This is a genomic window from Shewanella sp. 5_MG-2023 (assembly GCF_030547465.1).
Lineage (GTDB): Bacteria > Pseudomonadota > Gammaproteobacteria > Enterobacterales > Shewanellaceae > Shewanella.
In genome coordinates this window covers 228,258-240,831 of sequence record NZ_JAUORC010000001.1, presented here as the reverse complement: position 1 = coordinate 240,831, position 12,574 = coordinate 228,258, and the positions used below count along the sequence as shown (strand labels likewise).

The window sequence follows — 12,574 nt, the reverse complement described above, 5'->3', positions numbered from 1 at the left end:
GAAGGTTCGAATCCTTCACGGCCCACCACTTTTCTGAAAGTGAGATTGCCTGTTAGGCTTTAATTCAGACGTAATGCCTCGTTACGTAAAATTAGATTGGTCGTTAGCTCAGTTGCTTGTTCACACAGACAGTTGGCTTTTGTTCCAAGTTAGTACAATAAGTATTAATAAAACCAAGATGGGCCGTTAGCTCAGTTGGTAGAGCAGTTGGCTTTTAACCAATTGGTCGAAGGTTCGAATCCTTCACGGCCCACCACTTTTTTGAAAGTGAGATTGCCTGTTAGGCTTTGATTCAGTTCCTCCTGTTAGATAGTCCTATGTTTTTTTTCGTTTAATCAAGCCCATCAAACGCTTTAATATTTATATCTCCGTCTTTCTCATTCAGATTTAAACCGTAAATTGTTTTTGCTCATATCAAGTGTTTATCATTCTTTAGATTTAAACTTTTTTATTTTCCACCTACTTTTGTCTAATAGACCTATTGCTAATGTTGCTTGCTTGTTAAGTGGGTCATATTGCTATGGATGATAAGAATAGGGAGAGAATGATGAAACAAACACAAATTAGTTTAGCTATAGGTTGTTCATTACTGTTATTGAGCAGTACTAGCTACGCAGATACAGAAATGGAGTTTGGTGGCTATGTCAAAGCTGATGTGATGTTCAGCAGTTATAGCAATGGGGCACCTGACTCAGGAAACTTATCTCGTCAATTTTATGTACCAGGTACCATTTATGGTGAAGCTGGTAATGGTAAGGAAGTCGTCGACTTTCAAGCCCGCGAAACGCGTTTTAATTTTAAAACTGTATCAGATTTCGATGGCCATAAATTATCAGGTTTTATCGAACTTGATTTTATGACTCATACTGATGGTAATGAGCGAGTATCAAACAGTTATTCCCCGCGTATTCGACAAGCCTTTGTCAGTTATGACAATTGGACTGTTGGTCAAACATGGACTACCTTCCAAAATCCAGGTGCATTACCTGAAAATTTAGACTTTGTGGGCGCAGCTGATGGTACGCCGTTTGTGCGTCAAGCGATGATCCGCTACACCAATGGCGGCTTTCAAATTGCGGTAGAAAACCCAGAAACAACCGTAAACCAATATGGTACAGCGTCAAGAGTGACCAGTGGTAGCGGTATGGTTCCTGATGTCGTTGCTCGTTATAACTTTAAGTCTGAAGGTGGTTCAGCAATTTCACTTGCTGCAATGGTTCGACAGTTAAATGTAGAGCAAGACTTTAAAGATGAAGATGGCAATGTTTTACAGTCAGTTGATTCAAGCGAACTGGGTTATGGTGCCAGTATCGCGGGTGTTATCCCTGTAGGTAACGATGACTTCAAGTTTTCAGTCACTTATGGTGAAGGCCTAGGTCGTTATATGGCGCTTAACTATGCCAATGCTGGTAACTTAGATGCATCAGGTGATATCCAAACTATTAGCTCTTATGGTGGCTTTGCTGCTTACCGTCATTGGTGGAATGATAAATGGCGTAGTAGTTTAACCTTTGCTGCACTAGAAATTGATAACGATACTTCATTATCAAGTGATGGTGTCAATGCGAGTTCATACTCTGGTTATATCAACTTACTCTACTCACCAACAAAACCGTTAACGTTTGGTGTTGAGTATATGTATGCTATGAACGAAAAAGAAAGTGGTGTAGATGGCGATTTAAGCCGAGTGTTATTCTCTGCTAAATACGTTCTATAAAAATATTTTTCTTAAATACAAAAAAGGGTTAATTCAATAAATTAACCCTTTTTATTGTCTGCGAAATGCGCTCAACGCAGCTTAGTTGTAATCATTGGTGATTAAGCAACTAATTTATTGTCGCGAACGTATTTATCATATTCTGTGTAACCGCCAACATGAACTTCATCAACGAAGATTTGCGGTACTGTTTCAACTGGCTTACCAACAGTTTTTTCTAAGTCTGCTTTAGAAATGCCTTCAGCGTGAATATCGACATATTTGAATTTAAAATCGTCACGTTGCGCAGTTAATTTTTCTGATAATTCAACAGCACGAACACAATATGGGCAGCCTGGACGGCCAAAAATAACAACAAACATAGTGACTCCTTTTTTTGATTTGACGATTTATACCATAAGTTTTATCGAATTGATATTGTATAAGCGCAGCGACTAAAAACTACTATCCGTGATCGTTTTATAACGGCCTTTATAGTCAAAAAACTTTTCGACTAAATCCCATTTATGTTTCTGTTTTTTCAAAAGTAATAAGTCCGGCTTTTTAAAGTGCTCACTATGGGCGATTAAATCGGCGGGCTTTTTATATTGTGGGTGCTTCATGCCGGGAGTTCGACAATGAGGAGAGATAAATATAGCAAACAAAGCGCGGCGTTGCGCTGGTGTGTGCATATTAAAGTATTCTTTAAAGTCATTCGATTCAATATCAAAGTATTGCACCACAAGCTTGCCATTTTCTTCGATAAGCTGCATCTCTTGGCATTTAAACAAATGATGATGTTGAGACGACAATACCTGCTTTAAACGCTTGTCAGGATCAATGAGGGTAGATTGACAGATATGACAAATGCGCGCCGCGATATCATTTTCAGCGCCACAATCAGGGCAAGCTTTAGAACGAAATCTAAAGTCACACTGTTGAATGTTTGATGACGAGTCCTCTATTAGCCCCTGACAGCGTCTACCAAAGTGTTCAACAATATCACCGTCATTATCCACCAAGCCCCAAAAAGTATTGGCAAATTGGCATACAGGGCAATGCACTTGCACTGGCACAGATTTACTATTGGGTTTTACTTGACCCACTTCAGGAAAATATAAGTCATAACCGTTAGCGGCATAATCAATGACTAAGCAATCTTGTTTATCAGGCGCTAAGCGTAAACCTCGGCCAATCATTTGTTGAAATAAGCTTACTGATGCTGTGGGCCTTAAAATAACAATTAAATCGACATGAGGGGCGTCAAAGCCGGTGGTTAATACAGTAACATTGACGATGAATTTAATTTTCTGTTGTTTGAACTGACTAATAATTTCGTCGCGTTCTGCATGTGGTGTATCTGCTGTAATGAGTGCAGCATCGTCATTTAATAATTTAAGTACTTCTTTTGCATGACGAACTGTCGCCGCAAAAATTAATACGCCTTTACGAGAGTCTGCTAATTGTTGTACTTGTTTTATGATGGCAGTGGTTGCGCGGCCTTGATGGTTGAGTAAATCATCAACTTCCTTTTGCGGAAATTCACCTGTATTACTTGGCTCTAACTGACTAAAGTCATATTGGGCACTTAGTCCATCAAATATTTTGGGTGCGGTTAAGTAGCCTTTTTTTATGAGCGGCCGCATAGGTAATTCAAAAATGCACTTTTCAAATACTGGCTTGTCAGCATTGCCTATTTTTCCATGGTAATGATGTCGATATATCCAACCTAAACCCAATCGATAGGGCGTGGCAGTTAGCCCTAACAGTTTTATTTGTGGATTAATCTTTTTGAGGTGAGTTAATAACTGTTGGTATTGGCTATCTTTATCATTACTGACTCGGTGACATTCATCAATTATTACCAATGAGAATGATTGGCAGAATTGCTCGGGCTTTCGCGCTGCTGATTGCACACTGGCGACCACGGTTTTACCATGGGCTTTTTTTTGCTTTAAACCCGCAGAATAAATATTGGCATCTTCAGTGAGTAAACCCACTTTTTCTGCATTTTGTGCCACGAGTTCTTTCACATGGGTCAAAACTAAAACGTTACCACGGGCAATTCGAGCTAGTTCGGCTATCACAATACTTTTGCCTGCTCCTGTAGGAAGTACCAGCACAGCAGAGTCATTAGTTTGCTTAAAATGGGTTATAGCAGCGTTAACAGAGTCTTGTTGGTAATCGCGAAGTGAAATGGTTGCAGACATAAGTGAGTATGAAATGGCTTATTATTTAATATTGATCATGCAGGGTACTGTAGCATGAATACAAGCTAGCGCGGCGCAGTCTATTCAATAAAAGTCGCTGAATACATATCGTTTCAGCATGAGTTGATAGAGATTTAAGCCAGAATAAATATAAAAAAGCCCCCTCAGTGAGAGGGCAACGAGAATCTGGTTAGGAGTTCTCAGGTTGGTAAGAGGGTGGGGAGTACTTAATAACCTCTTATTTTAAACTACTGTTATTGAGTTTTGTTTAAACGAGACTCTATCAAGGTATCAATCACCGCTGGATCTGCAAGGGTAGAAGAATCGCCTAAGTTGGTTACTTCATTTGCGGCAATTTTACGTAAGAAGCGGCGCATGATTTTACCTGAACGTGTTTTAGGTAAACCGCCAGCCCATTGAATTAAATCTGGGGTGGCTAGTGCGCCAATCTCTTTACGCACCCATTGACGTAGCCCTTGACGTAACTCTTCAGTTTCTTCAACGCCGTTAATTAAGGTTACATAGGCATAAATGCCTTGGCCTTTAATATCATGGGGGTAACCTACAACTGCGGCTTCAGCGACAAGATCGTGTGATACAAGCGCGCTTTCAACTTCAGCAGTACCGAGGCGGTGGCCCGATACGTTAATTACGTCATCAACACGGCCAGTGATCCAGTAATAACCATCCTCATCACGACGAGCGCCGTCACCAGTAAAGTACATACCTCTAAAGGTTTTAAAGTAAGTGAGAGCAAAACGATCATGGTCGCCAAATACGGTGCGCATTTGTCCCGGCCAAGAGTCGAGAATAACAAGGTTGCCGTCTACAGCGCCTTCAAGAATATTACCCATGTTATCAACTAATGCCGGCTGAACCCCAAAAAATGGACGCGTAGCAGAGCCCGGTTTTGCATCTGTGGCGCCAGGTAATGGGCTAATCAAAATACCACCGGTTTCAGTCTGCCACCATGTATCCACAATTGGGCAGGATTCATGGCCAATCACTTCATGGTACCAGCGCCAAGCTTCAGGGTTAATGGGTTCACCCACCGAGCCCATTACCCGTAATGAGCTACCATCAAAACCATCAAACTGTTCTTTACCTTCTGCCATTAAAGCGCGAATTAACGTTGGTGCAGTATATAAAATATTAACTTTATGACGGTCGACCATTTCACCAAGACGAGCTGGATTTGGAGAGTTTGGTACTCCCTCATGAATAAGGATAGTTGCGCCATTGGCTAATGGACCATATACCATGTAGGAGTGACCGGTGATCCAACCCACATCAGCAGTACACCAATATACTTCACCTTCTTTGTAATCAAAAACATACTCGTGAGTCATTGAGGCGTAAACCATATAACCACCAGTGGTATGCAACACACCTTTCGGGTTACCGGTTGAGCCTGAAGTGTATAAAAGAAATAGCGGGTCTTCAGCGCCCATTTCTTCAGCTTGGCAATGCTCTGATGCCGTTGCAACAACATCGCTCCACCATATATCTCGGCCTTCAACCCAGTCGATATCACCACCAGTTCGTTTAAGTACAATGACTTTTTCGACACAATCTACATCTGGGTTATTAAGCGCTTCATCAATGCTACGTTTAAGCGGAATTTTACGGCCACCACGCACGCCTTCATCAGCGGTGATCAAGACTTTTGATTTGCCATCAATTACGCGTGATGCAATTGAATCAGGTGAGAAACCGCCAAATACCACCGAATGGATCGCGCCAATGCGGGCACAAGCAAGCATAGCAACGGCCGCTTCAGGCACCATAGGCATATAAATTGTGACTACATCACCTTTACAAACCCCCTGGCTACGTAGGGCATTGGCAAATTTACACACATCAGTATGCAGTTCACGATAAGTGATTTTACGCTGTTCATTGGCATCGTCACCTTCCCAGATGATCGCTACGCGGTCGCCATTATCTTCTAAATGGCGATCTAAACAGTTTGAAGATGCGTTTAATGTGCCATCATAAAACCACTCAATAGACAGGTTATGATCATCAAAAGAGGTTTGTTTAATTTTGGTATAAGGCTTGATCCAATCGATGCGCTTACCGTGTTCTCTCCAAAAACCTTCAGGATTAACCACAGATTCTTGGTACATTTTTTTATACTTATCATTATCGACCAGTGCATTTTTAGCGAAATCGGCTGGTACTTTGTAGAGAGACTGCGAGCTCATATGGCTTCCCTTTGTCAAAATTTGCGTTATGAAAGTATCCTCTGCATGATGATGTTAACTCCATTAGACCTTGGTCTAGTTTTAAAATATCCTTAATATTTAGCTTGTTGCGCGTGTTAACATCTCATGCAAATAACGCAAAATTATTGCATAATTAATAAGCGAATATAATAAAAAGAGAAAGCTATGAATTTAACCTTAGTCGTTGCTGTGATTGCAATTTGCTATGTGTCATTACTGTTTATACTGGCCTGGGGCGCTGAACGTTGGTTTAGTAAAATCACTAATAAAGTTCAAGTATGGATATACGGCTTAAGTCTAGCTGTTTACTGTTCTTCATGGAGCTTCCTTGGCACAGTAGGTCAATCAGCGAACGATTTATGGTCTTTCTTGCCGATTTATCTTGGCCCAATCTTAATTTTTACCCTGGGTTTTGGGGTATTACGCAAAATGGTTTTAGTCTCTAAAGCGCAAAATATAACCTCGGTAGCCGATTTTATTGCCGCGCGCTATGGAAAATCCCAAGCCCTTGCTGCCATAGTGACCCTAATAGCACTATGCGGCATCATGCCCTATATTGCGCTGCAACTTAAAGCCATGGTATTTAGCCTTAATTTATTTCAACCTGATAATTTACCTTTAAATGGCGTCAGTATCCCTTTGGTGATTACTTTCATTTTGGCTATATTTGCGATTTTATTTGGCACTCGTAAATTGGATGCCACCGAACATAATCCTGGGATGATGGTAGCGATCGCTTTTGAGTCACTGATTAAATTAGTCGCCTTTTTGATTGTCGGTGTGGTGATTACTTATGGTTTTTTTGATGGTTTTGATGATATCTGGCAACAAGCGAAAGACAAAGAACTCATCAACCATGGCACTTTAAATATCGCTTCAATTTTACCGGAAATGCTGGTGGGGATTGCCGCCTTTATGTGTATGCCAAGGCAATTTCATGTGATGGTAGTTGAGTGTGCAGAAGAAGGGGTGTTAAAAAAAGCCCGCTGGATCTTTCCCTTGTATTTGGCCATGTTTGGCTTATTTGTGGCGCCATTAGCCCTTGCTGGTAAATTATTACTTGGTGATACCGTGGCGGCAGACACTTATGTGATTAACCTGCCTTTAGCATTAGATCAGCCTGTTCTCGCCGTTATTGCCTTATTAGGCACGCTTTCAGCAGCGACGGGTATGGTGATTGTTGCTGTTGTGACCATTAGTGTCATGATCAGTAACGAATGGTTAGTTCCAGTTATGCTACGTACTGGTAAAATCACTGGCACTAATTTCAATCAATTTGCGCGTTTTTTATTAAATGCGCGCCGTTTAGCCATCATCATTATTTTGGCCTTGGGTTATTTTAGTTACTTAATATTTGGTAGTAATGAATCGTTATCTCACCTTGGGCAGCTATCATTCGGTGCTTTTGCGCAGCTAGCACCCGCACTCATAGGTGGCTTGTATTGGAAGTATGGTAACCGTGCTGGGGTGTTTTTAGGTTTAGCAGTAGGCTTTTCATTGTGGTGTTATATTTTATTTGAGCGCAGCGTAGGCTTAGTGGGCGATACTGGGATCTTAGCGTCTATTAGCCCGGAAGTGGATGACACTTTAGTGGCGCTATTAGCCAATATTGCCTTTTATATTTTAGGCTCGTTGTGGTTTCGAGCTGGGGTAGCTGAGCGCATTCAAGCCAGCCATTTTATTAATCCAGGCATTATTAAAAAGGACAGTAACCGAAAACATGGGGCGATATCTCAACAAGATTTATTAATTCTTGCCAGTCGTTTTGTTAGTCCAACCCGCGCTTATGAAAGCTTTAGTCAATACTCGCCAGCTGCGGTAAGAAGTGATTCTTGGCATAAAGTGGCTGATGAAGCGTTAATCTCACACACAGAGCATATGCTTGCAGGTGTGCTAGGAGCATCGAGCGCCTCACTGGTGATGGACTCGGTGTTACAAGGTCGCGATTTAGCCCTTGATGAAGTCTTTAGTTTAGTGGATGAAGCGTCAACCAAGGTGATGTTAAGCCAAGACATGTTACGCGGCGCCATTGAACATGCTTATGAAGGCATGAGTGTGGTGGACAAAGATTTAAACTTGGTCGCATGGAATTATAAATATGCCGAGCTATATGATTATCCTGACGGTTTTTTAAAGCAAGGCATGCCAATTAGTGAAGTGGTACGTTTTAACGCTGCCAGAGGCTATTGTGGAGAGGGTGAAATTGATGCTCAAGTAGAAATGCGAGTGCAGCATATGCGCGCGGGCACAGAGCATACCTCAGAGCGACAACGCCGAGACGGTAAAGTGATAAAAATTCAAGGTAATCCAATGCCAGATGGCGGCTTTGTGATGACCTTTACCGATATCACCCAATACCGTGAGCAAGAGAAAGCCTTACTAGAAGCCAATGAAACCCTTGAAAGTCGAGTAAAAGAACGTACCTATGAACTGGCAATGCTTAACAGCGAACTACTAGAAGCAAAAGCCCAAGAAGAAATGGCTAATGCGTCAAAAAGTCGTTTTCTTGCGGCCGTTGGGCATGATCTTATGCAGCCGCTTAATGCTGCAAGATTGTTTACTGCTTCACTAGCGCAATACCCGAATCTTGATTTAGAAGGGCAAACCACTTTATCCCATATCAACAACTCCTTGCGAACAGCGGGGGAGTTATTAACTGATTTATTGGATATATCAAAGCTTGATTCAGGCATGGTGGAGGTTAACCGCCGAGATTTTGCTATTGCTGACTTACTCACAGGTCTTGCTGTTGAGTTTGAGGCTATGTCAAAAGACACTCAAATTCGCTTCAATATGATCCCCTGTAATGCCACTGTCAACTCAGACTTATCCTTACTGAGGCGTATATTACAAAACTTTTTAACCAATGCTTACCGCTATGCTAGAGGCGGTAAAGTGCTGTTGGGTTGTCGCCGCCGAGGAAAGTATCTCGAAATTCAGGTGTTAGATACAGGTTGTGGCATTGATGAGCATGAAACAGAAGAGATATTTAAAGAGTTTAAACGCTTAAATCATCCCAGTAGCCAAAATGTCAGCGGCTTAGGCTTAGGGCTCGCTATTGCTGATCGAATAAGCAAGGTGTTAGATCATCAAATTCAGGTTTCATCAAAGCTTGGTCAAGGTTCAGTGTTCTCAATTATCGTGCCTTTAGGTGAAACCATCAGTGAAAAGTCAGCTAAGCCGGTACCAAACTTAACCCAGCCCTTAGCTGGGGTAAAAGTGCTTTGTATTGATAATGAAGAGGCCATTTTGGCAGGGCTTGAAAGCTTATTAACTCGCTGGAAGTGCGAGGTGATTTGTGCAACCGATTTAGCTGATGCTCGTATTAAACTTGGCCTTAAAGGGGTTGCTCCTGATATCGTTTTAGCTGATTACCATTTAGATAACAATCAAAATGGCGTCGATGCTATGGATGGTATTCGTTCGCGCTACGGTGAACATTTACCCGGGATCTTGATAACGGCTAATACGAATAAGGATTTGGTTGAGGATGTACAAAAGCGTGGTTATCACTATATGGCTAAAATGATTAAACCAGCGGCATTACGGGCGTTAATATCAAGTTTAGTGAAGTAGGCCAATGAAGGGTTAATAAACGAAATCAAGCGCGTTAACGGCAAAAGGAAGAGCAATGATAACTGTCTATGGCGATAAAAAAATCAGGTAACTGTTACAAAATAAAGCTAACTTTGGCGCTACTCAATATTGATTATCAATGGCAAGACGTGGACATTATGGCTGGAGGCAGCCAAACCAAGGCTTTTTTAGCTAAAAAACCAAACGGTAAGTTACCGATTATTGAGCTAGATGATGGTCTAGTGCTAGCCGAGTCCAATGCCATCATTGGATACTTGGCCGCTGGCTCGAGGTTAATTCCTGACGATAAATTTAATAATGCCTTAATGTATCAATGGCTGTTCTTTGAGCAATACAGTCACGAGCCTTGTATTGCCGTTGCTCGGTTTATCAAACTTTATCAAGGTATGCCAGTAGAGCGGCAAGCTGAGTTTGATAACTTACAAATTCAGGGGGGTAAGGTATTGAAATTAATTGATAACCAGTTAGCAGGGCAGGCATTTATGCTCGGTGAGCTATTTAGCCTGGCAGATATTGCGCTTTATGCCTACACCCATGTGGCCCATGAGGGTGGCTTTGATTTATCGGTTTATCCCAATTTCCAACAATGGTTAGCTAATGTTGAGTCACAAGCGGGTTTTGTTTCCATGCTCGATTAATCAATCGCGATCTTTTATCTGACCAGCTTAATCATTAGCAGCATTACTGATAAATTAAGCGTGTTGCAGCAAATCGGTTAAGTAAAGTGTGCATGATGTAACACAGTAATAAAGTCGCTACTATGGCAACCAAAATACTGCTAATACGGTAAAGTGCGCTATATATCAGATCGCTCCCTGGGCTTAGGTATTGGCCAAATAAAATACCCAGCGTGGTCATCGCTCCAAAACCAACGCCTGCGCCGACTTTTTCTTTAACATGAACTTGGCTAAATAGCATTAATCCGAACCATAAAACCGGCACTACTAAGATAAGCAGCCCCGACCAATCATAGAGAAACAACTGGGCTAACACACCGAATGTCACTCCAAGAAAGGTACCTATCGCACGTTTAAGGGCATAATTTAATACCCCAGTAAAATGCATCGGATAAAGTAATAAAATTGTGGCAGCTTGCGCCGACATAGAGTCTTGCAGATTAAATATCTGGAACACGATAAAAGATGCTGTGGCGATAGTTGCCCCCAGTAATACTTCATGTCGCATTCGATTTACTGATTTTGCTGGTGGTTTTTGCAATTTTCTGGGTTCAACATCAGGGATTAACGAGACCATGATATAGGCGATAATGATTGCCAGTATTGTGGCGCCGAGATTAGCGCCGATGAGACCGTTTAGATCAGTATCAGGGTAACTGGCAAAATTAAGCATGATGCTCAGATTAAGTAAACTATTGGCACCATAAAGAAAAAAACTACCGCGGGTCATGGCGGTAAAAAAGCCAACAAACACCCCAAAAATAATCAGGGTCATTAAGACTGGATGGCCACCAAATAAACCACCGATAACGCCTACCACTAATCCAGCTGTGACAGAAGACGCCAACACCTGCCGCGCGACATGGGCGGTGAACACAGGTGCTAGCCCTAGCAATACCATAGGGGTAACAGTATAAAACACCCCGTTACTAAAGCCGAACAGTTTGCACAAAGTAAAGCCAATCGTGCCAGCAGTGGCAATACGTAGACATTGACGTAAATCATTGGCTGTCATGGGATTAAATCTTAGTAACATGATTGTTGCCTTGTGTCGCTGTAATATATTTAAAATAGCGCATCTATCAAATGTATGATGTTAATAGATATAGTGCAGCATACTGATGGCTTTAATCTGCCCATGAGCTAATAAGTTCAGCAAACTATTTTCTGGCATTATCTGCACCGTCGCCCGTGCCCCCGTTGGCAATGTTCTCATGACTTCGTCATTATCTAATTGTAAATGCAATCTCATTCTTTGGGCGTCACGGACCCAGCGATCAGATTGTTGCGGAGTCGCTAAACTGCCATTGGCATCGAACTGTCCGGCGCTAACCCCAGCATCAATACTGCTGACGTGGGCGCGATATAAACGGCCTGGTTCACCGTCAAACGCAACAAGGGCTTTAGATGAAATTGAGACATCTCGTAATGCCTTTTCTCTAAAATCAGCAATAATATCCACATCATCAGAAACAAGAGCCAGTAGTGGCTGGCCAATGGCCGCAAAGCCGCCGACCATGATTTGCAAGTTAGTAACTGTGCCGTCTTGATCCGCATGAACTTGGGTATAAGACAGGTTTAATTTGGCTTGGGTTAAGCGATTTTCGGCCTGACGTACTTTTAAGTTATTGTTACCGTAAACACCGCGGCTCACTTCTAATTGCTTTAAACGGGCTTGGGTTGCCAGCAAATTTGCTTCAGCCGCAGCGGCATCGCTGTCAGCTTGATCGCGTTGCTGTTGGGATACGCCATTAGTTTTGTACAGTGCATCAAGACGCTTTGCTTCGCTGCGCTTTTGTTGTGATGTGGTTTGGCTGGCATTGACATCAGCTTGCGCCGCTAACAAAGAGGCATCTAGCTCAGCGTTATCTTGCTGGACTTGCTCTAAAGCCAACTGCGCTTCATCTACCGCTAACTTATACGGTCTAGGATCTACTTCAAACAGTAATTCACCCTTGCTAACAACTTGGTTATTAGTGACAGCAATAGTTTTAATGCGGCCATTAACTTGTGGGGTAACCTTAGTCACAACCCGAGTTGCCATAGCCTGCGGCGTTAATGGCATAGCGGCATCAGCAAACATAAAGTAACCAAATACTAGCATAAAGCCTGCTAAGGCAATTTTTGTTAGCCGCGAAAATTGTTGATCTGGTGTCATATTTGTAT

General features: G+C 42.1%; 8 protein-coding genes and 1 tRNA gene. 4 read left to right on the top strand and 5 right to left on the bottom strand.

What is annotated here, in order from left to right:
• The first annotated feature begins 180 nt into the window (after positions 1–180).
• Positions 181–256, top strand: a tRNA-Lys gene (locus Q4557_RS00965).
• A 291-nt stretch (positions 257–547) separates the two neighbouring features.
• Positions 548–1,717 (top strand): DcaP family trimeric outer membrane transporter, encoded by a 1,170-nt coding sequence (locus tag Q4557_RS00960; RefSeq protein WP_303410153.1) that lies wholly within the window; start codon positions 548–550, stop codon positions 1,715–1,717.
• Between the two features lie 101 nt (positions 1,718–1,818).
• Here Q4557_RS00960 and Q4557_RS00955 read toward each other — a convergent pair whose 3' ends face one another.
• From Q4557_RS00955 to acs, 3 genes are all read right to left on the bottom strand, one after another.
• Positions 1,819–2,079, bottom strand: a complete 261-nt coding sequence (locus Q4557_RS00955) for a GrxA family glutaredoxin (RefSeq protein WP_076536809.1) — start codon at positions 2,077–2,079, stop codon at positions 1,819–1,821.
• A gap of 72 nt (positions 2,080–2,151) precedes the next feature.
• Positions 2,152–3,906: a DEAD/DEAH box helicase gene (locus Q4557_RS00950; protein ID WP_303410126.1), complete on the bottom strand. Its 1,755-nt coding sequence runs from the start codon at positions 3,904–3,906 to the stop codon at positions 2,152–2,154.
• A 254-nt stretch (positions 3,907–4,160) separates the two neighbouring features.
• Positions 4,161–6,113: an acetate--CoA ligase gene (acs, locus tag Q4557_RS00945; protein ID WP_303410124.1), complete on the bottom strand. Its 1,953-nt coding sequence runs from the start codon at positions 6,111–6,113 to the stop codon at positions 4,161–4,163.
• Positions 6,114–6,299: 186 nt separating this feature from the next.
• Between acs and Q4557_RS00940 the strand changes: the two genes are divergently transcribed.
• A complete protein-coding gene (locus Q4557_RS00940) occupies positions 6,300–9,710 on the top strand; it encodes a PAS domain-containing hybrid sensor histidine kinase/response regulator (protein ID WP_303410122.1) in 3,411 nt (1,136 codons plus the stop codon).
• A gap of 68 nt (positions 9,711–9,778) precedes the next feature.
• Entirely contained in the window at positions 9,779–10,369 is a 591-nt protein-coding gene (locus tag Q4557_RS00935; RefSeq protein WP_303410120.1) for a glutathione S-transferase family protein, read from the top strand.
• 43 nt (positions 10,370–10,412) lie between these two features.
• Here Q4557_RS00935 and Q4557_RS00930 read toward each other — a convergent pair whose 3' ends face one another.
• Both Q4557_RS00930 and Q4557_RS00925 read right to left on the bottom strand, forming a co-directional pair.
• A complete protein-coding gene (locus Q4557_RS00930) occupies positions 10,413–11,444 on the bottom strand; it encodes a DUF2955 domain-containing protein (protein ID WP_303410118.1) in 1,032 nt (343 codons plus the stop codon).
• A 60-nt stretch (positions 11,445–11,504) separates the two neighbouring features.
• The gene (locus Q4557_RS00925) at positions 11,505–12,566 is read right to left on the bottom strand and encodes an HlyD family secretion protein (RefSeq protein ID WP_102436545.1); all 1,062 of its coding nucleotides are present in this window, start codon (positions 12,564–12,566) and stop codon (positions 11,505–11,507) included.
• Positions 12,567–12,574: the final 8 nt, after the last annotated feature.

What these genes read in the sequence shown, in the direction of transcription:
- Q4557_RS00935 (WP_303410120.1), top strand. Translation starts at nt 9,779, where the DNA reads ATGGCGATAAAAAAATCAGGTAACTGTTACAAAATAAAGCTAACTTTG.
- Q4557_RS00955 (WP_076536809.1), bottom strand. Translation starts at nt 2,079, where the DNA reads ATGTTTGTTGTTATTTTTGGCCGTCCAGGCTGCCCATATTGTGTTCGT.
- acs (WP_303410124.1), bottom strand. Translation starts at nt 6,113, where the DNA reads ATGAGCTCGCAGTCTCTCTACAAAGTACCAGCCGATTTCGCTAAAAAT.
- Q4557_RS00930 (WP_303410118.1), bottom strand. Translation starts at nt 11,444, where the DNA reads ATGTTACTAAGATTTAATCCCATGACAGCCAATGATTTACGTCAATGT.
- Q4557_RS00960 (WP_303410153.1), top strand. Translation starts at nt 548, where the DNA reads ATGAAACAAACACAAATTAGTTTAGCTATAGGTTGTTCATTACTGTTA.
- Q4557_RS00950 (WP_303410126.1), bottom strand. Translation starts at nt 3,906, where the DNA reads ATGTCTGCAACCATTTCACTTCGCGATTACCAACAAGACTCTGTTAAC.
- Q4557_RS00925 (WP_102436545.1), bottom strand. Translation starts at nt 12,566, where the DNA reads ATGACACCAGATCAACAATTTTCGCGGCTAACAAAAATTGCCTTAGCA.
- Q4557_RS00940 (WP_303410122.1), top strand. Translation starts at nt 6,300, where the DNA reads ATGAATTTAACCTTAGTCGTTGCTGTGATTGCAATTTGCTATGTGTCA.